Origin of the sequence: Algoriphagus ratkowskyi, from assembly GCF_002150505.1 — a bacterium.
GTDB lineage: Bacteria > Bacteroidota > Bacteroidia > Cytophagales > Cyclobacteriaceae > Algoriphagus > Algoriphagus ratkowskyi.
Genome location: NZ_MSSV01000001.1, coordinates 379,318 through 403,055 on the forward strand (window position 1 = coordinate 379,318; position 23,738 = coordinate 403,055).

Here is a 23,738-nt window from a genome sequence, read left to right on the forward strand (position 1 = left end):
TATGGCTTAAACTTTTACTGAATAATCTGAGATAATCCTGCACTTTTCAAATGATCCGATACAGTAAGGCTTCCACTCAGATCCAGTTCTGGTACTTCTCCGATGTCATTTTGATGGAAATGATAAACGAAAACAGATAGCGTTTTAATTGGAAGGTTTTTGGTTTTCAAATCAACAGGAAGCGCATCATAGCTATTTTCTAAGATTTGTCCGGCAAAACCTGCACTCATGCCCTCATTACTTATAGCAGCAGATTTTGATGCGATGATTAATGCAAACATTCGGTATTCCGATTCTATGTTGAAAAACATTGACTTGAAAGTTTCATAGAATGAAAACTTTCCTTCTCCACCCAGGTTTTTGATAAAGCGTCTTTCGATAGGGACTGCTGAGCCATCTTTATTGAACTTCTCCAACGTAGTAGTCAGGGCAAATCCATCCATAGCATAATAGTAATGGAGCTCGTTTTTAAATCCTGCACCGTTGAAGTTCGTGCTCAAAAATGAATCCACCTGGCCGAGTGTCGATAAGGAAGGTTTATAATTGGAGATGATTAGTTTCGCAGACCCAAGTGGAGCTGGATTAGGGAAAAAATAATTTTGCATATTAGTAGGCGGTAGATTTACCATAGCCATTGGAGGCATTGCATTTGCCATTTCGTCTAATTCCTTATCACGGGGAAACTTACTCGTGAGCTCATTGAGCAGCATTTTGCAAACTCTAGAATTTAGCTCTTCCCTGATGAATTGATCATTCTCCATTCTTACCTGTCTTATGAAATCATCGTAGGCGTCATATAAAAAAGTTTTATTGAAATTTCGAGAAACTCGAGTTTTTTTAGAGGCTAAGTATTTTAGTTGAATATATCGTGAAATTATATCCAGTCTGGAATCTGCGATATATTCTGGTTTGATAAAATTTGAATTCTCAAAAGAAAATGGTTTGAAGTCGGGCGTATTTCTTAAAATTTCCCTGCTTAATGGCATGTCATAGATGTTAGAAAAATAGGATAAGGAATCTAAATAGAAGCTGTCAGAATTCTTTGCTGCGAGAAATACTCGTTTGAAATCAGGAAATATATCCTCATTAAATAGGGTGTTGAATTTACTTTTTAAGCTTCTTATCTCAGAATTCAATTCGTTGTTTGATTCAGAATCGAATTTAATCATCTCATAAAGCATAGACCTTTCTTTTTGAAATGTGCCGAATTGGTCAATTTTTGCAGCATTGTAATAGGAAATACCTCTCCCTAAATTGCTTTTCAGCCTGCGTAAAAAACTTCGAGTGATTTCGCCTTGTTCGTGAAAATAGAACTTCGATTGATTTTGATAAAACAGTGCATTTGTGAAATTGTATAGAGTAGAATTTACACGGATAAAGGTCCTATCATTAATCGATTTGAGCTCGTCATTTTCGAAGGCAAGAATTTTCTTTATACGAGCCGACGGTAAGCTGTCAAAATATGTTTCTGTCAGATAAAGATTGATATATGCTTGTGCCAATGTACTTGTGTCAGTCTTGACAGGTACAGGTATTTCTTGAGCACCCAAAGCACAGATAAAAGATAGTATCAGAAAAAAAGGCAGGCAAAATTTGAAAAGTTTCATGGCAAAAGATTAAGTGGGACTTCAATTAAAAAGAAGTGAAATACGCTGAATATATCCCGATCATCCTTTAATGTACAGTTTATTTTTGACTTGTCCCGTATTTTAAACCGTTTGATTGTCAGGATTATACGTGAAAATTAGTGTTGAAATAGTCACTAGTTCTATAGTTTAAAGACTTATTGTAATGCCTAACAATATAGGATTTTGTAAGTCGGATGACTTTTTAATTAATTCTTTAATTTGATGTGCAGATTGATTGTTCTGGAGCTCACTATGTGCTGAATTCCAATTAATTATATGACCTATGTCAAATTTCAATTGGGGGTATGGTCCTATCTTTGCATAGATGAAACCAAACAGTCCTTCATTTAAAGTTTGTTGAATAAGTGTAAGTCACCCATATTTTTTCAAATAAATTCTATTTACTGAATTGTAATCTTTATATAATTAGATAGATGATAGTAATTGAAACCAGTATTTAGAGATAGCCGAAGGCCAAAAGCTTTCGGTTTTTTTATTCGAAAGGTGGCAATACTTCTTTGAATTTTTTATTAATTAGCCAAGTCATTACAATAAAGCTATTATGAAAAATAACCAGAGAAGAGAGTTTCTAAAATCTACCGGATTGGTTGGTTTGGGGCTTTTTGGAGCGGGAAGTACGCTCGCCAGTGAATTTGAGTCCCTTCACTTACAAGCTAAAAAAGGGGTTAATCGAATCCAATCCTTTAATATGAGTGGTTTTGCTGCTCCCAAGATTAATACTGTTCGCATAGGAATAGTAGGTCTTGGTATGAGAGGGCCTGGTGCTGTTGATAGACTGAGTAAAATAGAGAATGTTGAGATTAAGGCACTTTGTGACCTTATTCCAGAGCGTGTAGAAAAAGCCAAAGAGCGATTAAAAGGCACATCACATTCACCTGACGGCTATTCAGGCAATGCCTATTCCTTCAAAGAAATGATGGATCGTGATGATTTGGACTTGATTTATATCGCTACACCTTGGGAGTGGCATGTACCAATGTCTGTCTATGGAATGGAAGCGGGCAAACATGTGGCCTGTGAGGTTCCTATTGCTGTGACATTAGATGAGTGCTGGCAACTAGTAGAAACCTCCGAACGCACCAAAAAGCATTGTATGCAATTAGAGAACTGCTGCTATGATTTCTTCGAGCTGATGACTCTGAAAATGTCTCGTGAGGGATACTTTGGCGAAGTGCTACATGTAGAAGGCGCCTATATTCACGATTTGCTCTCTTTGAATTTTAAAAAAGAAGGAGGGTATCAGGATATGTGGAGACTTAAGGAAAACTATAGAGATGGTAATCTTTATGCTACACACGGACTTGGACCGGTATGCCAAATCTTGAATATCAACCGTGGAGATCAGATGGATTATTTGACTTCGACGTCTTCCAATGATTTCTCCATGCATGCGGAAGCCATAAAGCTAGCTGAGCAGGACAATTTCTTCTCTTCTTATGCTCAGAAAAAATTCCGTGGCAACATGAATACTTCTATGATCAAGACGAAGAACGGAAAGACGATTATGATTCAGCATGATGTCTCTTCCCCACGTCCATATTCTAGACTTCATGTAATCAGTGGAACTGAAGGTTACGCTCAAAAATATCCTGAAGCAAAAGTTGCCAAAGGCCACGGCTGGTTAAAGGATGAGGAATTTAAGGATCTTGAGACGAAATATACTCCTGAGATTATTCAGAAGGTTGGCGAACTAGCCAAGAAAGTAGGAGGCCACGGAGGAATGGATTTTATGATGGATTGGAGATTGATCGATTGCCTACGCAATGGCCTACCTCTTGATCAGGATGTATATGATGCAGCACTTTGGAGCTGTGTTTCACCCTTGAGTGAGTGGTCTGTAGCTAATAGATCTAATTCAATCGATGTACCTGATTTTACAGGCGGGAATTGGAAAACTAATGCTCCTGTGAATATTACGCTATCTGGTGGAGGAACCACCGGTGTGAGAGTTTAACGCATTATTGCTAAATAATAAGCAACTGTCTTAATTCTGAGCGTGCCGATCATTATCGGGGTAGCATACGGATAGTTACAGTTGGAATTAAAAAAGCCCGCTGATCAGAATGATTAGCGGGCTTTTTGTTGAAAAACCTTATTATTTAGAATGAGCTGGCTTAGCAGCTAGCCCTTTCTTTACTACTTGATTTAGTTTTTTCTGATCTCCCAAATATTGGGTTAGGTCAATTAATCGTACGGTTCTGAAGTCTATAGGATGACTTTCACTCTGGAGTGAAATATACCCTCCGGTGAGCATCTGGCCATCTTCTTTCACTATTGGGTCTACAGGAGATACCGCTCCACCGCCGATTTGAGATTTAGTGTAGCTTAAAACAGTGTCTTGACCAACTAGATGATGCACGTCACCATTTCCTAAAACAATAAAATTGGCAGTCACCCACTGGTCGCCATGATAGGTTTCTGAAGTGGAATTTACGCAGTGAGGAGTAAATAACTTTCCGTCCATCTCCACATTAGTACCAGGGGTACATAAGTTACAAGTGCTTCTTTCGTCTTTACCATTTCCGCCCAGGAATTGAGCTTCAATAGAAATCGGAAAGTTTTGGTCTTTGAGCATAGTTTTGGGGTCCTGAGAATGCAGCATCGCACCAGAATTCCTGAAAGCCCAGCCTTCTCCACCGTTTGCTTGATCTCCTACAAACCTGTATTCTACTTGTAAAAGATAATTTGAATAAGGTGTATCGTAGAAAATATGGCCGTATTGCTGGTCAAATTGATCATATCCATCGTACCTCACTTTCATCAATCCATCTTCTACACGGAAAGTATTGGCAAAATTATCATTCAATTCATGTGTACGGATCTTAATAGTCCATTCATCTATGTCTTTGCCATTAAACAAAGTTTGCCATTTAGGTTTTTTGGCGTCCTCATTTGCATGTTGAAAGGCGAAACCCAAGCCAGCTAGGCAAAGGACTCCAATTAATACAGTTTTTTTCATCGTTTTTAAGGGGTTTTTAATCGTAGGGTGACCAAAACAGGGTAATGGTCAGAAAATGGAACCTTAATTACTTTGTAATTAACAAGCTCAAAATTCTCAGAATCATACCAAACATAGTCGATTCGCTTTCCATCCTCAGAATTGAAGGTAGGGGAGTCATTATTGGCTATGAAACCTGCATCGCTCCATTTGGAACTGATACTTTTGTATTCATGTGAAGAAGGGTCAAAATTCAAATCGCCTACCCAAATTGCTGGTCTAGATAATGAGTCGGCATAATGAGTAAGTGCTGCTAGTTGTGCAATCCTATTTTCTGGAAATTGATGGCAAAGATGCGTAGCACCAAAGTATAGTTCTTTGCTGTTTTTCAACTCTATTTTCGCCCAGGCAGCGGATCGAGGCTCTCCACCAGCAGGCGTAGGTAATGCTTGTGTGTGGTAGTCCAACGCTTTTTTCACTAAAACAGCTTCACCATATCCGCCTTCAGCATAATCCATTGCCTTAGCAAAATAACTAGTGTAGCCAGTCTTTTTTGCCAGTTCAGCAACCCAATTTATTTTGGAGCCATATATCCTTTCTAGCCTAGTGGTCATACTATCCACTTCCTGAAGTGCCACCACTTCAGGCTGAAGAAGAATAATCAAATTTGCTATTTCCTCTAGGTTTGGTTTTCCGGGTAAATCCGGCTTTTCACCATGATAAATGTTATAAGTCAAGACCTTGAACTCCGCATTGCTTACTTGTGCCACGGCATTCAAAGATAAACTGAGTAAAAAAGTAATAAGTACTAAGTATGTTTTTTCCATGGTTGTACAATTTCTTCTTTCTTGTTTTTATCCGTCTCTGGTAGGACAAATAGTAAATAAATAAGGGTGGAAGTTAAGGATTTTAAAGGTTCATGAGAATTAAAAAGATTTGCCAAAAGGCTGTTTTTATTTTTGTGGTTAATTAATTCTATCATAGGAATATGTAATCAACTCAGGACGTCAAAAAAAAATCTAAAGTTATTTATATGTTTTTGAAACTATTCTCTTACAAATCCTTTAGATTCATACGTGCTTCACTAATTTAGTTTAAAACCACATCTCCTTGAAAAAATTACTTTTGGCTCTGGGAATACTGATTCTCCTTGGATTGGGTTCAATACTCTTATTAGAACATTGGTTGGTGAATTCGCTATCTGAAAAGATTAATACCGACGAAGATCGCGCATATGATATACTTTATGAATCTATTGATGCTCATATTTTTAGAGGTAATATAGAGCTTCAGGGGATTTCTGTTCAACCCGTCAAAGATGGAATGGCAACCACGATCACGGGCACCATGAAAACATTAAGGTTAGGTGGTATAAATATATTCGGCCTTATTTTCGGGGATATTGCTGAAGTCTCCGAATTAAGATTAGAAGATCCCAAATTCATCTTGATAAGGAATGATTCTATTTCTAAACAGCCTAAAGATTTGTCTCAAGCTTTTCAAGCTTTGTTTGGTGATTTAGTATCCAGAGGAGTAATACACAATTTTACGCTCAACAATGGATCGGGAGATTTTTATAATCTATCTGATTCCGCTAGAAAGTTTGGGAATTTCGAACAGCTTTATATATCAGCATCTAATCTAGAGACTGATTCTGCTAGAGCGAATTATGCTATTCCATTTAAGCTAGAAAGTATAAAGACAAGTTTGAAAAATTTTCAAATCATATTAAGCGATGAGCAGACATTTACAATGGGCTCAATGAGTTATGATTCGAAGCTAGACGCGTTTGATTTTGATAACATGCAATTGAAGTACAAGGAGTCAAATCTGGTTACCGCGAGGCAGTCGAATGTTCAGAACGATTATATTGAAATTGATCTTAAAAAACTAAAAATAGAAAGAATCAATGCGCGAAGTAGTATCTACGGTAACTGGTCTATAGTAGCTGGTCTGATTACTATCGATAGTCTAAATCTCCATGATGTAAGGAATAAAAATAAACCACGGCCTATATCTGAGCCGGTAAAACCGATGTTTGAAGGGATGGTTGAGATGATTTCTTTTCCTCTTGAAGTAGACACGATACGGGTTTTAAATTCCAAAATAACTTACTCACAGATTTCTGAGGGAAAACATGAGCCTGGAAGTCTGATTTTTGAACAGCTATCTGCTTTGGTTACACATGTGGTCTCAATAGACTCCCTACAATCAGGTGAAATGAAAATCCATGGAAAAGCGATGCTGAATGGATTTGCCCCTATGCGAATGGATGTGACTGTGCCGTATACTTCGGATTCTACTAAGGAGAATTTCCATCTTACGGCTAGTGTAGCTCCTTTTAAACTACCATCTCTCAATGGGATTTTGGGCGATTTGGTCTCAGTGAATATAAATTCTGGGACTATGGAGAAGTTGGAAATCACCATGAATGCTACACGTTTTTCGTCGACTAATTTTATGAAATTCCATTATCAGGATTTAAAATTGGAACTTAGAGATGAGGAGCAAAAAAAGAAGAAGATCAAGTCTACATTGGCAAATATTCTTACATCAAGTAGTAATCTTCCAGAGGATCGGAATTATAGAACAGCTACTTATAAAACGGAGCGAAATATCTATCGAGGCACATTCAATCTAATTTGGGAATCTTTGAGGGAAGGAATGCTGGAAATTGCGCCTAGCGAATTGATGCAGATGCTAATGAAGGAACAAGATCCCTCTGATAAAGGAAAAAGAAGATAGTAACAATAGCTCGCTCAACTCTCGGTTAATTTGTTGTATTAGGTAACCGCTTGCTTATCTCCAAGATGTAGATATAGTCTACCTTTTTCAAGGATATTTAGTCCTGGCAAACAGACTTAGATCTCAAGGTTAAATTCTCAAAAACATCCTGAGTTGGTGGGGAGGGCTTATCGCAGAAAAAACTAAAATTAAAAAAAAGGCTCCCCAGTAATTGGAGAGCCTTACAAATTATGAGAGTCTGCTTATTCACTTAAAGCACTTTTTTTGTCATATCCGTAGTAAGAATTCACTTCATGGATAAATTCATGTTGAGGTCCTGTTGGCCAGCTATCATCGTCAAAGCCTGGAGCATTTTCGAGCTTTTCCTTGTCGACATTTACTATAATTACATCACGTTGTTGACCGTGGAAATCAAATGCAGCCCAAGGTAGCGCTAGAAGTTTACTTCCAAGATTCAGGAAACCAGCATCGACAGCTAAAACAATGTAAGCTACCTCGCCAGTTTCAGTATCTAGCATCACATCTTTGATAGTTCCAACTGCCTCATCTTTTATTGTTTTAACGGTACATTTTGTAGCAGTGGAACTACTGATTGGTAAATTATACGCAGTATTCATGGTTAAAGGGTTTAGTTTGTACTTGTGCTTGGCGTAAGACAATACTAATGCTGTGCCATGCATGTAAGAGTGAAATATAAGGAGCTTAGGAATATTTTTTAAAAATTTTATGTGTCGTCAAAGGGCGAAATGGGCAAGCTCTTACTCTAGAAAAAGCTATTGGCCAGCACAGGCATATACTAGAAAGATTTCAAGTTGAGACGATGCTTATCACTTACGCTGACTGCAACAAAATGTTCTCGGTTTAGTAATGAGTATTAGTTTGAGTATTAAGGTAAAAATTCGAACTTAGGTAGTTGAAGGTTTTGTCTTCTATCTCCCATCGATTCATTTTTAAAAATAGTAGTTTCGCTAAATGGAAAATCAAAGTACAGACAAGCTAGAGCTGGCAGCAAAGTTTGTCAACAATACCGGAGCACCGATTTTTTTAACAGGAAAAGCAGGAACAGGTAAGACCACTTTTCTGAAAAATCTAGCATTACAGACGCACAAAAATCACGTGATAGTAGCACCGACAGGAATTGCTGCACTGAATGCAGGCGGAGTAACGATACACTCACAATTCCTTTTTCCACTAGGTTTTTTCTTACCAGTCAACGAACCCGAGGGAAATTTCTCTGATCAATACGGCTGCTTTACTCAACATACTCTGACTCGTAAGCATCCGCTGAACGCCCTGCGAAAGAACGTGCTTAAATCCATCGAATTACTCGTGATAGATGAAGTAAGTATGCTTCGGGCTGATGTGCTAGATGCGATTGATTATAGATTGAGATCTGTTAAGAGGAATTTTACTACACCCTTTGGCGGAGTGCAAGTGTTAATGATCGGGGATCTATTCCAACTTCCGCCTATTGTGCGTGATAATGAATGGCAGATATTGAGTCGTTTTTATCCAAGTATGCACTTCTTCGAAGCTAGAGTACTGCAGGAATCAGGTTTGGTTTTTTTAGAACTGGACAAGATTTTTCGCCAGCAAGACGAAGAGTTTATTGAGGTGCTTAATCACCTGCGCGAGAATTCCGTGACGCCTCAGGACATTGCTTTGCTGAATAAACATTACAAGACCCAAGATGAGATCGCAGAGATTAAGGACTGCATCACAATTACAACACATAATTATAAAGCAGACCAAATTAATCGAGATCAATTGATTGCGCTGAAGGGCACTTCGAAATTTTACGAAGCTGACATTGAAAATGATTTTCCAGAAAATATTTATCCATTGCCCAAAACCCTAGAATTGCGAGTGGGTGCTCAGGTGATGTTTATCAAAAATGACTCTTCTGGAAATCAGGATTATTTCAATGGAAAACTGGCTACAGTAGAGGAATTGGAAGACGATAAGATCAAAGTGTTGTTGGAGGGATCCAAATTTACCTATCAGCTGAAGAAGGAAGTATGGGAAAACAAAAAGTATGTTATCAATGCTGATACTAAAGAATTGGAAGAGGAAGTGATCGGTACTTTTAGCCAATATCCTATCAAAACAGCTTGGGCAGTGACAGTACATAAAAGCCAGGGTTTGACATTCGATCAGGCGATTATCGATGTAGGAAATGCCTTCGCTCCTGGGCAAGTATATGTGGCCTTGAGTAGGCTAAGAAGTTTGGATGGCCTAATCTTACGAACCAGAATTCAGAACCATGGGATGCAGTCCGATTCTCAGGTGCAGACTTTTGTAGAAAGTGCGCAAAAGAATTCTAAACTGGACGAGCTCCTCGGTGCATATCAGCAACGATACCTCTCACTTTTGTCTGGTGAGACATTTGATTTAACCAGTCTACTTCAGGAGATTAGTAGTTTTCAGAGAAAGAATGATAGTTCGCTGGAATTTGAAGATCCTGAGATGCAGAAAGCAGTTGGAGAAATCGCTGGCATGATCAGAAAAGAATTGGAGACGGCAGGAAAGTTTGGTAATCAACTTCGCTTCCTTTTGCAGCAAAATGACAAGGAGAAGTTGATGGAGAGATTGGAAAAAGGATCTTCCTATTTCAAGAACTTCCTGAAGCAAGCCTTGGAGAAAATCCTTGTTCATCGTGCAGAGGTGGAGCGATTTTCCAGAACCAAAACCTATGCAAATAGCCTAGAAGAATTGGAAGTTAGTTTGCTGAGAAAATATGGAGAGATCAATAAAGTAAGTCATTTGATTGCTGCAATCTTGGAAGGGAAAATCCCGGGTAAAATGAATGATTTGGAACAGGATAAAATCAACTTAAGACTTCGATTGGCTGAGTCGGCCAAGCAAGCAGCGGCGGACAATCCTAAATTTGCCAGTAATAAAACAGGTAGAAAAAAGGCTGGAAAATCCAGTTTGAAAAGAAAAGTGGGAGAGACCTATGAGCTCACTTTTGGTATGATCAATTCAGGCAAAAGTATTGGAGATATTGTGGTGGCGAGAGGATTGGCAGAATCAACGATCAAAAGTCATTTAGTCAAAGGAATCCAAGAAGGTCGGGTAGAATTGGAAGATTGCCTTCCTGTAGAAATTATTTCCGAAATTAATTCTCAGATTGAAAATATTAAGAATATTCAGGCACTTCGAATTCATTTTGAAGGAAAATACGATTATAACACGATCAAAATGGTGGTGGCAGGAGCAAATCAATAATAAAATATCGGATGAAAAAACTAGTGAAATCACTGATTTTTTTAGTTGCCCTAGGCTTTTGTCAGCTGTCAGAAGCCCAGCAATTAAAAGTGACCACCAATGGAAGATATTTGGAGACTGACAAAAAAGAACCATTTTTTTGGTTAGGCGATACAGCTTGGGAGTTGTTTCACAAACTGGATCGCGAGGAAGCCAGACATTATTTAAAAACTAGAGCTAGTCAGGGTTTTACGGTGATCCAGGCAGTTGTATTGGCCGAAAGAGATGGTCTAAAAACACCAAATGCTTATGGTGAACTTCCATTTCATGATTTGGATCCAACCAAGCCTAACGAAGCATATTTCACTCATGTTGATTTTATTGTAGCGGAAGCTAATAAATATGGTTTGGTGATGGGTATGTTGCCCACTTGGGGCGACAAAGTTTTCAGCGAGCATCCAGGTGCAGGACCCATTATTTTTAATGCTGTGAATGCGGAAGCTTATGGTCAATATTTAGGTAAAAGATATAGAAATGCTAACCTCGTATGGATTTTGGGCGGTGATCGCTCAGTAGCGAATGATGAGGTAGCCAAAACGTGGGAAGCCATGGCCGCCGGCTTGGACGAAAGCGGAGATGGAACTCACTTGATGACCTATCATCCAAGAGGATCTAGTTCAAGTTCGGATTCCTTTGAAAATGCAGATTGGATAGATTTTAATATGTACCAAAGCGGTCATGTGAAGAAATTCAATGAAGTATATCGTTATACCCAAAAAGACTTAGCATTAAGGCCGATCAAACCAACAATTGAAGGTGAGCCGGCCTACGAGGATATTCCACTTAAATTCTGGGATTATATGAAGTTCGAGCCGGGTGAGTTTTCGGATTTTACGGATGAAAATGGAAATATGAAGGACCTAAGTCCTTTCCAGGAGGGATTTTTTACTGGCTATGATGTAAGGGTATTGGCTTATTGGAATATGTTGGCGGGTGCGGCTGGATATACCTATGGAAACAACGCCGTTTGGCAGATGCATAAGATTGGCGAAACATTTGTGATTCCCACCTTATCAGATTGGAGAGGAGCCTTGAAACGTCCTGGAGCTGAATCCATGAAGCATTTTAAAAAGTTTTTCCAGGAAATTGATTTCACAAAAATTGTTTCGGATCAGGAATTGATTCTCTCCGAAAATCCAGAAAATGAAAACCAAATTCGATCCGCTAGAGCAAGTGACGGCTCTTTTTTGCTTGCTTATTTGGCAAAGCCACAGGAGATTACCTTGGATTTATCAGAAATGACTGGTGAAAAGCTTTCTGGCTTTTGGTACAATCCGAGAAATGGTAAAAGTACGGCTATTCCAAAATTCAGTCCCACTTTGCCTTTAACCATTCAACCTCCAACAACTGGAGCGGAAGATGACTGGATGATTTTGATACTGGATAAAATCGAGATAAGACGCAAAAAATAAATTTGCAATTGGAAATTAAATCAACCATCGCCGTTTCCATAAAGACAGCGATGGTTGCTTTCTTATTTCAAAGACTTGATAAGCCTTTCATTCAATCCCACATAATCTTGATTTCCTGCTTCCTCTGCCAAATTTATAGAAACTTTAGCTGTTTCTACAGCATCAGTTTTTTTGCCTAAAGCTGCTTCTATCTTTGCTTTTAAATGCATTGTCCAATATTTAGAATCTTTTTCTACCGATTCATTGATCCAGTTGTAGGCCAGATTCATGTCCTTTTTGTTGGTGTAATAATAACTAGCAGCAGAGTAAAGTAAACTTGGATCAGTACTGTTTCCATCAATTATTAATTCCTTGATTTGAGCCATTACCAGTGGGTCTACTTGTGTCTCTATCCTGAAGTCAACTTTGGTATTCTCCCACTCTAGCGACAAATCTGATCCTGTGTCTGTCATATTTGCAAAGCTGATTTCGAAGGTTTCATTCTTCTTTTTTAGCTTCTCTGGTGTTGTTTTGAATCGGATCACATCATCAGCTTGTTGGTAACCGATAGCTCCCCAAAGCTTAATGTTTTTTGAAAGAATCATCGTCCATTCAGATTTCCCAGGAATGGCATAAAGCGCATATTGTCCAGCAGGAATTGACTTACCGTCAATAATGACATCCGTAGAGAATGAGAGTACCGTCGCACCATTTGCGCCAGTTCTCCAAACTTGGCCGTAAGGAACAAGTTCTCCAAAAATCTTACGATCCTTGGTGCTTGGCCTACTGTAATCTACTGTTACATCTGTTAGACCTACTTTTTGCGCGATTTTAGCCGAAGGAGATGCCTGCGGCATTTGGATTTGCTGTGCAAAAGAGAGTAGGCTGCACATTAAAAAGGCCAAGGTGAACGCTATTTTTTGTTTCATAGGATATGTATCTATAATTTGGTTAGAAATTACTTAAGCGTAAAATTTGAAAGTAGGTTCTGAAAAGTTTAGCAATTTGTAGGTTTTGAGCCCGTAAGTTAAAATCGACTTTTCATTACGTAGTAATAACTAGAAGTTTTTCTGTTGTTTTTCATCTCCAATTTATATCATCCGTATAGATCATTATGAGTTTAGCAATTATTAGTCCTGGTAAAAATCCAGACGTTTGGATCAAAGAATTTAGAACCCTTGCACCGGATTTGGTCATTGAAATCTATCCACAGATCACGGAACCCGACAAAGTGGAATATGCTTTCCTTTGGCAGCATCCCGAAGGAATTCTTTCTGACTTCCCAAATCTTAAGATGATTAGCTCAATGGGGGCTGGGGTTGATCATATTTTGCGAGATAAATCCATTCCTTCACATATACCCATAGTGAGAATAGTAGATGATAAACTCACTTTTTCCATGACCAACTATGTGGTGATGGCTGTGCTGAATTACCATAGAAGATTTCCTCGCTTTCAAATGAACCAGACGAGAAAAGTTTGGGACATGAGCTACCCTGAAATTGATGTGACAGTGGGAGTGATGGGGGTAGGAGCTCTGGGGAAAGATGTGATGGACAAACTTAATAATATGGGGTTCCCGGTAGTTGGATTTGGCTTTTCTGATAAAACTGATTTTGAATACCCGTATTACACTAAGGATAGACTCGATGAGTTTTTGAAGGAAGTGAATGTGTTGGTTTGCTTACTTCCGCTGACTCCAGATACCGAAAATATTCTTAATCTAGCATTATTTGAAAAATGTAATCCCAATACATATCTTATCAATGTAGCTCGTGGTAAGCATTTGGTAGATGATGATTTAACAATAGCCTTGGAGCAAGGTTTGCTATCTGGCGCCATGTTAGACGTGTACAGAGAAGAGCCATTACCTAAGGATCACCCATTTTGGGAGAACTGGAAAATCACCATGACTCCACATATTGCGAGTGTCACAAATCCTGAAGCTGCAGCTCCGCAGGTGATAGAAAATATCAAGCGTTCCAGAGAAAATAAAGAATTGGTAAATGTTGTAAACCGAACCAAAGGTTATTAAGGAGCTTACTATGGCACAAACTTTTAAAATATTATGTCCCACAGATTTTTCTGAATGCTCATTGAATGCCATTGAGTATGCTAGTAGATTGGGAGAAAAGTACAAGGCGGATTTGGTTCTTTTTCATGTGCTGAACCGGGAGGATTATGTGAAATTATCTCCTAGTGATCCGACAGGTAAACATCAAATGGATTTTGTGCTGGAAAAACTTCAAAACTTACAGGAAGCAGTACTTAAGGAAAGTTTAACAAATGGTTTGAAAAGCTGTGTTTCTGTGTTGAGGGAAGGTAGCATTGTAAAAGAAACGCTAAGCTATGCCTCTGAAATAAAAGCTGGATTAATTGTAGTTGGCACCGAAGGAGTAAATGATTTTAGAGAAAACATCATCGGTTCCAGAGCAAGCAGAATCGTTGAACAGTCTGAGCGTGATATCTTGGTAGTCCCAAGGAAAGTGTATTTTAAAGCTCCTCGCAAGCTTGTCTATGCGAGTGATTACCTGGAGGAGGACAAAATAGCAATTCAGAAAATCGTAGAAGTTGCCAAGTTTTTTGATTCTGAAATCGATGTAGTTCATGTTACTACCACTCACAAAGCGCTTGATAAATCCCTACACATGACAATGGTTGCGGAGATCGAGCCTTTTGTTAAGTACGAGAAAGTCAACTATGTGCTGAAATCTTTCCGTGACGATGTTGCATTGGGGCTGGAGAATTATCTACAAACTGCTAAGGGCGATATACTAGTTACCCTCAGTGAAAAGAAGTCTTTCTTTGATCAGATATTTTCAAAAAGCCTCTCCAAAAAAATGGCTTATTTCATCAATAAGCCGCTGTGGGTAATTAAGTCTTTTTGATTTTGTATCAAGGTGTGTTAATCCCATGGATCGCGAAGGTAGCCCAAAGGGGAAGAACGATTCTCATTACTTGATCGCTAAGGAATTAAACCAAAAATAGCACCGTATGTAGTGCGGGGTATGAATTGATGCTGATTATTAATCGACGGCGAAGCTGTCGAACTAAAAACCTTTTCAACCCCTTTAAGGCTTTTGATCTACCAGGATTATTTCAAATCCATAATTTGCACCCATGGCTATTTATGGTTAGATCCCGATGGTTTTATTTTTTAAAAGCCCACCAATTCCGCGATGGGTACTTGAATTTTGGGTAGAATAAGAAGTAGTAGTTTTTAACGAATACCAACGGCCCAATCCATATTATTCACTTTTCCCCCTGATCAATTTTTTCAAATAATTACCAAATTCCTTTCTTGCCTCAGCATTGGTGAAAACAGAACCGAATGTGTTCAAGAAATGATTAAAACTCATTTCCTTTTTCTGATTTGAAAAAACAGGTTTTTCGCTTGCCTTTTTTCCTATTTCTGGGAATTCAGAATTTTCTTTTGAATTGGGAGTATTTGAAGTTGAATTTTCAGCCGGTTTATAGCCAACAAGGTCATCAGCTTTATTATAGCTCTTTTTCGATTTGGCCTGATAGCCCATTTTTTCCTCAACCATCCCTTTATTGTTGTGTGAAACAGCATCTTCAGGATCCAATTCTATCGCTTTTTCATAGTCTTCGATCGCTCCTTTCAAATCTCCTATACGGTCTTTGAAGTACGCGCGACTACTGTAGCGATATGGGTTTTTAGGGTCTAGATTTGCGGCTCTATCGAGTTCTGTCAGCGCTTCCTCATTTCTTTTGAGTAAGTGCAAAACTACCGCTCGGTCTGACATGAAGTCGGTATTATAAGGTTCTAAAGCCGTGATCAGATCAAAATCAATCAGTGCTTCCTCTGTCCTCCCAAGTCTGGAAAGTATCCTGCCTCGATTGAGATGAAGCTGTGACTGGTTAGGATTTGATTTCACCAGTTGGTTGAATATGGCTAAGGCCTCTTCAAATTTTCCTGATTTATAAAGTTCTATTCCTTTTTCGAAGCTCATATTCTTTTCTTTTTTTTACCTCAGAGTTCGCGGAGGTTAACGCAGAGGACGCAATTTTTATATTTTATTTATCAATTGGTTGGTTGTCTGTCGAAGTCCACATAAGAAAACTTACTTCTTACTACTTTTTACCTCTCACTTTTGACTTACTATTCACCTTTCACTACTTACTACTCAAAATTTTTACCTCACACCGCTTACACAACCTTCCTACTTCCAACTCCCAACCTCCTAACTACACAAAGACAAAGTTAAACGCTGAATAGTTTACCAAAGAATCTTTCTCTGGTTTTTGCCAGCTAATCGATACTGATGTTATCTTTAAGCTCTCAAGAATTCATTGCCAAATGCCTCAAAATCCACAAACGGTACTAAAAGACCTGAAAGCGAAAAAATTTGCTCCTATTTACTTTTTGGACGGGGAGGAGCCATTCTTTATAGATGAGATTGTGAATTTCATAGAGAAAAATGCGATTGCAGAACATGAGCGTGGATTTAATCAGGTCATTTTGTATGGAAAAGACTCAAATGTTGGTTTGATTCTCAATAATGCGCGAAAATTCCCAATGATGGCTGATCGCCAAGTGGTGATCATTAAAGAAGCTCAAAGTTTAGGGGATTTGGGGAAAGAAGACATGCAAAAATTGTTAATCAGCTATGTCAAAAATCCACTTCCAAGTACGATTCTGGTTTTTGCACACAAGTATAAAAAGCTGGATGGAAGAAGTGCACTTTACAAAGAGTTGGACAAAAAAGCTGTTTACGTCAGGTCGGATAAGATCAAAGATTACAAATTAACGGATTGGATAGAGGGTTTTATAAAGGAAACTGAGCACTCAATAGATAAGCGTGCAGCACAACTTTTGTCAGATTCTATTGGGAATAATCTAGAGGTTCTTTCCAATGAGATAGGAAAAATGCTGATCAACTTTCGGGAGCCTACTAAAATCACCAACGAACACATTTCCAGGTACATCGGAATCAATAAGGATTACAATAACTTTGAATTTTTAAATGCGATAGGTTTTAAGGATGTGATGAAAGCGAATAAGATAATTCACTTTTTCATCCAAAATCCAAAGGCAAACCCGGTGATTCCTATGTTTTCGTTGTTATTTAACTATTTCACGAAAATAGCCCTGATTCATCAGGCAAAGAGAAATGGTGCAAATGAACAGCAACTTGCGAGCCTTTTGGGACTTCCTCCTTTTGTAGTCAAAGAATATATGGTGGCCTCCAGAAACTATAATTTGGGCAAGGTAATTGATGTGTTCGCCTACATCAAAGAGGCTGATCTTCGTTTCAAAGGAGTAGATTCCGGAAGCATGAGCGAAGCAGAAAACCTCCGCGAGCTTGTTTACAAGATTTTGCACTGATTACCTAAGCTCTCTATGAAATCTAGCATCACTACACGCGTGATAGTAGGAGGGTGATTTACATCATGCGAGATCCCATTCCGATATATCGGAATAGGTATGCCCAATGAAAGTCAATTAAAAACATATGAAATATTATCTTGTATTCCTTGCGAGCCTGCTCGTCTCGAGTCTTGGATTTAGTTTGAATGGGTATTCCCAGTCAAGTTTATATCAGACTAGCCCACAACAGAAGCTAGATCACAATCTGGAGCTTTTCGACAAGAAGTTTTTTTCTGCAAGTATTTACGATAATACACGACTGCTTGAAAAACCAGTCAACTCAGGTCAAGCAAAAACAGCTGAGCTGAATCGCGCAATGGCAGCATTGCAGCTGGAAAGTCCAGACGGTGCCGGCTTGATGAAAAAGTACATTTTTGATCATGGTAATGACCCTTCAGTGACTACTGCAGGTCTGTATTTAGGGGATCATTTTTTCTTCAAAAGGAATTTCAAAGAAGCGATTGATAGCTATAAGCTAGTTGATACGAAAAAATTGACCGTAGAAAATCAGGCAGATGTACTTTTCAAGCAGGGTTATTCTCATTTCCAACTTAACCAGTATGCTGAAGCTGCTCCTTATTTCGATCAAGGAAAAGCACTAAACCAGCAAGCTAGTTTTGATTCCTATTATTACAGCGGTTTTATCGCCATGGAAAATGGGAATAACGAAAAAGCTATTTCAGATCTTCAAACTGCCTCTCAATCTCCTGCTTACGCCAACAAAGTGCCGTATCTATTAGCGGCACTATATTACAAGCAAGGAAGCTATGACCAGTTGATCTCTTTTGCTGAGCCAAAGATGACGACAGGTCAAAACCTCGAGAAAAAGGATCTTATTTATTTGTACTTGGCAGAAGCTTATTATGCCAAGAAGAATTTCCCAAAGGCAGCTGAAAACTATGATGCTTTTATTAATTCACGTAAAGGTGAAGAGCTCGGAAGAAATGAGATTTACAAAGCAGGTATTTCCCAGTTTGAAATTAAAAACTACCAACGCGCTACTGATTACCTGAAAGTATCGGCTTCTTCTTCTGACGAAATCGGACAAGCTTCTAGTTATTACCTGGCTCAATCGTACTTAAAATTAGAAAATTACCAATTTGCTTCCACTAGCTTTCAGTCGGCTGCAAAATCAGATTTCAACCCAGCAATCAAGGAGGAGTCTATTTTTAATTATGCGAAGGTAAACTTACAAAAAGGCAGCTTCCAAGATGCGATCACCGCTTTGGACGAATATATTGATTCTTATCCTTCGGGAAAATATAAGGTAGAAGCTGAGAATTTGCTTTCGGAAGCATTGGTCAATACCAACGATTACTTGCGTGCCATCGATCAGATGGATAAAATATCCAACAAGTCGCCAAGAATCCGGGAAGCTTATCAAAAAGTTGCTTTTTATCAGGCGATGGTGTATTACCGTGATCAGAAATACAATCCGGCATTGGCCTACCTTGATAAGTCTCTGCAATATCCAGTTGATAAGAGTTTAGTATTAGACGCGCATTTTTGGAAAGGAGAAATCAATTCAGCTGCAAATAATTTGCCGCAGGCGATCAAATCTTATGAGGCTGTATTAAGCAATCGTCCTTCTGGAGCTAACGGCACAGTTGCCAAATCATATTACGGACTTGGGTATGCCTACTTCAATTCCCAGCAATATCCAAAAGCCGAGGAGCAGTTTAGGAAATTTACAGAGAACAGGCAGGTCATCGCGAATAAGCAGCAATACGATGATGCGGTTTTGAGATTAGGCGATTGTTACTATGTGCAGAAGCGTTTTGGAGAAGCTGCTTCCACTTTCCAGAGAGCGATTAACGAAGGGAATTCAGGAGTAGATTATGCGTATTACAGATTGGCTGTTGTACAAAATTTCCAGTCAAGCAATCAGCAAGCTTTAAGCCAACTGGATGTGCTAATTTCCCGCTATCCGAATAGCTTGTATCTAGAAGATGCTTTGTATCAGCGTGGGCAGATTTATATGGAGGAGACGAACTACCAGGCTGCTTCTGTTTCTTTCTCTGACCTGCTAAACACCAAGCCAAATAGTCCATTTGTACCGTATGCCTTGGAAGGCAGGGCTGTTGCGAATTTCTCACTTCAGAAATATGAGCAAACCATAAAGGATTACAGTACAATTTTGAATAATCATCCCAACTCTGAAAACTCTGAAACAGCATTAAAAGGACTTCAGGAGACACTCGCCCTTCAAGGAAGATCTGGGGAGTTTTCTGATTATCTGACCAAATACAAAGGTTCAAATCCTAGTAGCGGTAGTGTTCAGTCATTGGAGTTTGAAGCTGCAAAAGGTGCATTTTTCGATAAAAATTATTCTCAGGCGGTTAGAAGTTTTGAGAATTATTTGAAAAGCTATCCTCAATCAGCTCAGCGTGCAGATGCATTGTATTTCTTAGGAGATAGCTACCTGCAAGTAGGTGAAACAGAAAGAGCATTAGCCCAATTCAAAACATTAGAAATAGAGCCGGCTTCTCCACAGCGAATTCGTGCTATGCAGAAGCTTGGAGTGATAGAGTTGGAGCGAGGAAATTTCGCCCAAGCAATTCCTTACTTAGAGACATCCGTTCAGAACGCACGAAGCAAACCAGAGGAAGCTGAAGCTGTTCAAGGTTTGATGGTTGCGAATTTTGAAACCAAAAAATATCAGCAGGCAATTGTACAAGCAGAGCGCTTAGCCACGCTGGATGGAGTAATTCCTGAATCTTCTCCTAAGGCATTGCTGATCAAAGCAAAATCTCAAAAAGAATTGAACCAAAAACCTCAATCGGAATTGACATTGACAGCTTTGGTCGCAGATTACAAAACGGCGCAGGGAGCAGAAGGGCTTTATTTGTTGGCATTAGCGTCACAAGAGAAAGGTGATATTAACCAATCAAGCGAGTTGATTTTTGACCAAGCGGGAGCATTCGCCAATTACGATTATTGGTATGGGAGGATATTCTTGCTTTTGGCTGATAACTATTTAAAAAGCGGGGAGGAGTTCCAGGCGAAAGCTACTTTGGAATCAATCGTGGTGAATGCAACCAATGCTGAAATTAAACAAATGGCACAATCCAAACTTCAAACTCTTAAGTAAGCATGAAGAAGCTAGCGAAAACTATCCTTTTGACAGGAATAATAGGTTTGACATACGGAGGAATTTCGGCACAGACGCAGCAACGCGGAGCTGTAACTGATCAGGAATTTGTGATCCGAAAAGACCGAGTACTCACTGTACCGGTGCAGCCAAGAATGTACGAGAAACTACCTGTGCTACCTAAGCCAACCGGCTTGAATGAATATAATTACTTGGTGAGCAGCTATCCTTTGAATTTAAAACCTTTGGATCTCAAAGCTGAACCTTCACAGAAAGTGTATACGCCAGAGCGACTAGACCTATATCCAGGCTACATACGCGCAGGTTACGGTAATTTTGCATCTCCACTATTAGAGGCGAGATACATGAAGACTGATATTGCTGACTTCAATTATTCGCTGCAATTGAATCATCAAAGTTTTGGTAAAGGACCTGTTCTGGCTGAGGAATCAAAAGAGTCTCATACGAACTTGGGCTTTGACGGAAGCTATTTCACAGATCTATTTGAAGTATTTGGTGGACTAAGTTGGAATCAGGATAGTTATCAGTTCTATGGTGAGGATCCAAATTTCTTGACTGACGAGAATGGGTTATTTAAAGGATTTGATAGTAATGTCCTTCAAGCCATTGAAGTGAAAGCTGGTATTCGTGAGTTGGAGAAAGTTGGACCTTTCTCATACGAAGGGCAATTGAGCTTTAGAAATTTCACAGATAGTTATCTAGTGAAAGAAAACCAAGTGGGGATAGAAGCTAGCGGTACATTCAGGCCTATGGATGACTGGGCAGGTAGAATAGGATTGTCTTATTTTTCCACTAAACCACAGGACTTGAATTACTCTTTGACTCGTACATATTTTGCCATCCGCCCTACGGTTTCTTATCAATACGACGCCTTCAACTTCACAGCGGGTGTAAATATTGTTTCGGAAAATGATTCCCTAGAGAATAAGGCAAGTGATTTTCATGTATTTCCAGTGCTCAAAGCGAATTATAAGTTTGCAGAGGAATTTGGCTTTTTTGCTGAGTTTTCAGGAGATGTGCAGCGGAATACGTATTACAGTTTTGTGAATGAAAACCCCTATTTAGGACCAAGTGATCAGCTGCTCAATACAGTTCAGAATTATAAATTTGAAGCAGGTATAGAAGGTCAGTTTAATGGGGCATTTAGCTATCGTGGTGCAGTCAACATGAGCCGCTATAACCAGATGCACTTCTTTGTGAATAATTACAAAAACAATTTGGTAATAGCAGATTCGGCTAGATTTAGCTTGGCATATGACGACAAGACGACAGTTTTTAATATTAATGCAGAGTTAGGTTATAAGTTCTCTGACCTTTACACGCTGAATAGCAGATTGGATTTGTATCAGTATGACTTGAGTACTCAGGCAGAAGCATGGAATAAGCCAGCTTGGGAACTGAGAGTGAATAATCAAATCACTCCACTAGCTCGCTTGATCGTACAGGCGAATTTGAATTTGATGGGTGGGCTGAAAGCTAGAGGGAATGCGATGGGCGATACGGTAGGAAATCATGGACCTTATGAGGTAGTGAAATTAAAAACAATAGCTGATTTGCAACTGAAGGCCGATTATGGAATTACCGATCGAATATCTGTTTTTGCCGTAGGCAATAATATATTCAATGCTACAAACATGCGTTGGTTGAATTATCCTGTGCGAGGAATTCAGTTTATCGGCGGGGCATCGTTTAAATTCTAAGATTGTTTGAGGCTCGGGTTGGGGTTTAGACTCAATTCATTTAGTTTCGTAACATTCCCCACAAGCAATGACTGATAAAACCACAGATACTAAGCAATGGACTGATCCAGCTGATTTTGGACTTCCTTTTGTAAAAGTTGTTCCGCTTAATCAAGCTACAATTTCTAAGAAAGAGGAGAAAAAGGTGGAGCCAATCAATGTGGCTGAAATTAAGAAGAAGACAATTCATGCAGTAAAACCTATTTATTCAGATACAGAAGAAATAGCCAAACCCAAGCCTAAAATCGCAGCAAAAAAGTACAATAATTCATGGATATGGATTGCTGCACTATTGGCTCTAGCGGTTGTGTTGCTGATTATTTGGCAAATGAATCAATCGGTAGTTTCTGGTTTTGATCCTGAGACAGTTGTAGCTGAAACGTCAGATGCATCAGATAGTACTGATTACCCTGCTGCGGCCATTAATTCTACCCCAAGTGAAGAAACGCAAATCACTGAAAATCAATCAGCTATTTCAGATTCAGCAAGTTCTGATTCGCCAGCTCCTGGAATAGGCCAAACTGGTACAACTATTGCGTCTACGGTGTCTGGAACGTTGGTTCGAGTTACAGAAAAAGCGGATCGAGCTCAATTTTATATTATCATTGGAAGCCTCCCAAATGAAGCTATGGCTTTGGAGGAGGCGAACAAGTATATGAATAGAGCAGAGACAGTTTATCTGATATTACCATACGAAGATGTAACAAATTATCGTTTGGCAATAGGGACTTCAAGAGGCTGGACTGCCATCAATGAAGAGCTTGCTCGTGTCAAAGATCAGTACACAGAAGATTTATGGATTTTGAAATATTAATATGATTTTACTTCAAACACTCTCTACAGACTCCCTTGCTGTAGCAGATGGCCTGGCGATGGGTGCCACTAAAGACAATATTGGACTTCTTGATCTTTTGATCAAAGGCGGATACATGATGGTGCCGCTTTATCTGTTGTTCATTCTTGCTATTTTCATCTTTGTAGAGCGATTAATCACACTTAATAAAGCTTCGAAAACTTCCTCCTATCTCATGGATCAGGTGAAGGTTTTGGTTCAAAGTGGTCAGACTGAAAAAGCAAAAATTCTATGTGCAGGCGAGCATACACCTGTAGCAAATATGATAGCTAAGGGGATTGAGCGTATTGGTTCGCCCTTGAAAAATATTGAAGTAGCGATTGAGAATGTTGGTAAAATCGAGATTTATAAGTTAGAGAAGAATCTAAATTTACTAGCTACTGTTTCTGGAGCTGCACCCATGATTGGTTTCTTAGGAACAGTTGCAGGTATGATTCAGGCGTTTATTGCTATAGCGCAAGAGGAGGGGATGGTTTCACCAAAGCTTCTTTCTGAAGGCATCTATGAAGCGATGATTACAACTGCTGCAGGTTTGGTAGTAGGTATCATTGCTTACCTAGGTTATAATTTTCTAGTATCGAAGGTGTCTAAACTTGTACACAACATGGAATACACTTCTATAGAATTTATTGACTTGCTTCAAGATAAATAA

17 protein-coding genes are annotated in these 23,738 nt (G+C 39.1%); 11 read left to right on the forward strand and 6 right to left on the reverse strand.

The window, feature by feature from the left end:
• Window positions 1-14: 14 nt before the first annotated feature.
• Entirely contained in the window at window positions 15-1,607 is a 1,593-nt protein-coding gene (locus BVH02_RS01595) for a hypothetical protein (protein WP_086498080.1), read from the reverse strand.
• Window positions 1,608-2,190: 583 nt separating this feature from the next.
• Between BVH02_RS01595 and BVH02_RS01600 the strand changes: the two genes are divergently transcribed.
• The gene (locus tag BVH02_RS01600) at window positions 2,191-3,603 is read left to right on the forward strand and encodes a Gfo/Idh/MocA family protein (protein WP_086498083.1); all 1,413 of its coding nucleotides are present in this window, start codon (window positions 2,191-2,193) and stop codon (window positions 3,601-3,603) included.
• Between the two features lie 141 nt (window positions 3,604-3,744).
• On the opposite strand, the gene BVH02_RS01605 is transcribed toward BVH02_RS01600, so the two are convergent.
• Both BVH02_RS01605 and BVH02_RS01610 read right to left on the reverse strand, forming a co-directional pair.
• Window positions 3,745-4,608, reverse strand: coding sequence for a 3-keto-disaccharide hydrolase (locus BVH02_RS01605; RefSeq protein WP_086498085.1), 864 nt, complete (start codon window positions 4,606-4,608; stop codon window positions 3,745-3,747).
• Between the two features lie 5 nt (window positions 4,609-4,613).
• Window positions 4,614-5,414 (reverse strand): endonuclease/exonuclease/phosphatase family protein, encoded by an 801-nt coding sequence (locus BVH02_RS01610; RefSeq protein ID WP_086498088.1) that lies wholly within the window; start codon window positions 5,412-5,414, stop codon window positions 4,614-4,616.
• A gap of 283 nt (window positions 5,415-5,697) precedes the next feature.
• Here BVH02_RS01610 and BVH02_RS01615 point away from each other — a divergent pair, with 283 nt between their 5' ends.
• Window positions 5,698-7,332: a hypothetical protein gene (locus BVH02_RS01615; RefSeq protein WP_086498090.1), complete on the forward strand. Its 1,635-nt coding sequence runs from the start codon at window positions 5,698-5,700 to the stop codon at window positions 7,330-7,332.
• 242 nt (window positions 7,333-7,574) lie between these two features.
• On the opposite strand, the gene BVH02_RS01620 is transcribed toward BVH02_RS01615, so the two are convergent.
• Window positions 7,575-7,949: a PRC-barrel domain-containing protein gene (locus tag BVH02_RS01620; RefSeq protein WP_158093844.1), complete on the reverse strand. Its 375-nt coding sequence runs from the start codon at window positions 7,947-7,949 to the stop codon at window positions 7,575-7,577.
• A 355-nt stretch (window positions 7,950-8,304) separates the two neighbouring features.
• Between BVH02_RS01620 and BVH02_RS01625 the strand changes: the two genes are divergently transcribed.
• Window positions 8,305-10,560, forward strand: coding sequence for a helix-turn-helix domain-containing protein (locus BVH02_RS01625; protein ID WP_086498094.1), 2,256 nt, complete (start codon window positions 8,305-8,307; stop codon window positions 10,558-10,560).
• An 11-nt stretch (window positions 10,561-10,571) separates the two neighbouring features.
• Complete coding sequence (locus BVH02_RS01630) at window positions 10,572-12,011, forward strand: apiosidase-like domain-containing protein (protein ID WP_086498096.1); 1,440 nt, start codon at window positions 10,572-10,574, stop codon at window positions 12,009-12,011.
• Window positions 12,012-12,073: 62 nt separating this feature from the next.
• Here BVH02_RS01630 and BVH02_RS01635 read toward each other — a convergent pair whose 3' ends face one another.
• Window positions 12,074-12,919 carry a DUF2911 domain-containing protein gene (locus BVH02_RS01635; RefSeq protein ID WP_086498098.1) on the reverse strand — a complete coding sequence of 282 codons (846 nt, stop codon included), beginning with the start codon at window positions 12,917-12,919 and terminating at the stop codon, window positions 12,074-12,076.
• Window positions 12,920-13,104: 185 nt separating this feature from the next.
• Between BVH02_RS01635 and BVH02_RS01640 the strand changes: the two genes are divergently transcribed.
• Both BVH02_RS01640 and BVH02_RS01645 read left to right on the forward strand, forming a co-directional pair.
• Window positions 13,105-14,025, forward strand: a complete 921-nt coding sequence (locus BVH02_RS01640; protein ID WP_086498100.1) for a 2-hydroxyacid dehydrogenase — start codon at window positions 13,105-13,107, stop codon at window positions 14,023-14,025.
• Between the two features lie 10 nt (window positions 14,026-14,035).
• Entirely contained in the window at window positions 14,036-14,878 is an 843-nt protein-coding gene (locus BVH02_RS01645) for a universal stress protein (protein WP_086498102.1), read from the forward strand.
• Between the two features lie 360 nt (window positions 14,879-15,238).
• Here BVH02_RS01645 and BVH02_RS01650 read toward each other — a convergent pair whose 3' ends face one another.
• Window positions 15,239-15,964: a tetratricopeptide repeat protein gene (locus BVH02_RS01650; RefSeq protein ID WP_086498104.1), complete on the reverse strand. Its 726-nt coding sequence runs from the start codon at window positions 15,962-15,964 to the stop codon at window positions 15,239-15,241.
• A gap of 347 nt (window positions 15,965-16,311) precedes the next feature.
• Here BVH02_RS01650 and holA point away from each other — a divergent pair, with 347 nt between their 5' ends.
• The 5 genes from holA (at window position 16,312) to BVH02_RS01675 (ending at window position 23,738) form a co-directional block, all read left to right on the forward strand.
• Window positions 16,312-17,340, forward strand: coding sequence for a DNA polymerase III subunit delta (holA, locus tag BVH02_RS01655; RefSeq protein ID WP_086498107.1), 1,029 nt, complete (start codon window positions 16,312-16,314; stop codon window positions 17,338-17,340).
• A gap of 127 nt (window positions 17,341-17,467) precedes the next feature.
• On the forward strand, window positions 17,468-20,473 hold the full coding sequence (locus BVH02_RS01660; RefSeq protein ID WP_086498109.1) for a tetratricopeptide repeat protein: 3,006 nt from the start codon (window positions 17,468-17,470) through the stop codon (window positions 20,471-20,473).
• Between the two features lie 2 nt (window positions 20,474-20,475).
• A complete protein-coding gene (locus BVH02_RS01665; RefSeq protein ID WP_086498111.1) occupies window positions 20,476-22,194 on the forward strand; it encodes a TonB-dependent receptor in 1,719 nt (572 codons plus the stop codon).
• Between the two features lie 67 nt (window positions 22,195-22,261).
• The gene (locus BVH02_RS01670; protein ID WP_086498113.1) at window positions 22,262-23,047 is read left to right on the forward strand and encodes a hypothetical protein; all 786 of its coding nucleotides are present in this window, start codon (window positions 22,262-22,264) and stop codon (window positions 23,045-23,047) included.
• A 1-nt stretch (window position 23,048) separates the two neighbouring features.
• Complete coding sequence (locus BVH02_RS01675) at window positions 23,049-23,738, forward strand: MotA/TolQ/ExbB proton channel family protein (RefSeq protein WP_086498116.1); 690 nt, start codon at window positions 23,049-23,051, stop codon at window positions 23,736-23,738.

Excerpts from the sequence above, each read along its gene's own strand:
- BVH02_RS01620 (WP_158093844.1), bottom strand. The coding sequence starts at position 7,949 with ATGAATACTGCGTATAATTTACCAATCAGTAGTTCCACTGCTACAAAA.
- BVH02_RS01670 (WP_086498113.1), top strand. The coding sequence starts at position 22,262 with ATGACTGATAAAACCACAGATACTAAGCAATGGACTGATCCAGCTGAT.
- BVH02_RS01595 (WP_086498080.1), bottom strand. The coding sequence starts at position 1,607 with ATGAAACTTTTCAAATTTTGCCTGCCTTTTTTTCTGATACTATCTTTT.
- BVH02_RS01650 (WP_086498104.1), bottom strand. The coding sequence starts at position 15,964 with ATGAGCTTCGAAAAAGGAATAGAACTTTATAAATCAGGAAAATTTGAA.
- BVH02_RS01630 (WP_086498096.1), top strand. The coding sequence starts at position 10,572 with ATGAAAAAACTAGTGAAATCACTGATTTTTTTAGTTGCCCTAGGCTTT.
- holA (WP_086498107.1), top strand. The coding sequence starts at position 16,312 with ATGCCTCAAAATCCACAAACGGTACTAAAAGACCTGAAAGCGAAAAAA.
- BVH02_RS01605 (WP_086498085.1), bottom strand. The coding sequence starts at position 4,608 with ATGAAAAAAACTGTATTAATTGGAGTCCTTTGCCTAGCTGGCTTGGGT.
- BVH02_RS01660 (WP_086498109.1), top strand. The coding sequence starts at position 17,468 with ATGAAATATTATCTTGTATTCCTTGCGAGCCTGCTCGTCTCGAGTCTT.
- BVH02_RS01610 (WP_086498088.1), bottom strand. The coding sequence starts at position 5,414 with ATGGAAAAAACATACTTAGTACTTATTACTTTTTTACTCAGTTTATCT.
- BVH02_RS01665 (WP_086498111.1), top strand. The coding sequence starts at position 20,476 with ATGAAGAAGCTAGCGAAAACTATCCTTTTGACAGGAATAATAGGTTTG.
- BVH02_RS01645 (WP_086498102.1), top strand. The coding sequence starts at position 14,036 with ATGGCACAAACTTTTAAAATATTATGTCCCACAGATTTTTCTGAATGC.
- BVH02_RS01635 (WP_086498098.1), bottom strand. The coding sequence starts at position 12,919 with ATGAAACAAAAAATAGCGTTCACCTTGGCCTTTTTAATGTGCAGCCTA.
- BVH02_RS01675 (WP_086498116.1), top strand. The coding sequence starts at position 23,049 with ATGATTTTACTTCAAACACTCTCTACAGACTCCCTTGCTGTAGCAGAT.
- BVH02_RS01600 (WP_086498083.1), top strand. The coding sequence starts at position 2,191 with ATGAAAAATAACCAGAGAAGAGAGTTTCTAAAATCTACCGGATTGGTT.
- BVH02_RS01640 (WP_086498100.1), top strand. The coding sequence starts at position 13,105 with ATGAGTTTAGCAATTATTAGTCCTGGTAAAAATCCAGACGTTTGGATC.
- BVH02_RS01625 (WP_086498094.1), top strand. The coding sequence starts at position 8,305 with ATGGAAAATCAAAGTACAGACAAGCTAGAGCTGGCAGCAAAGTTTGTC.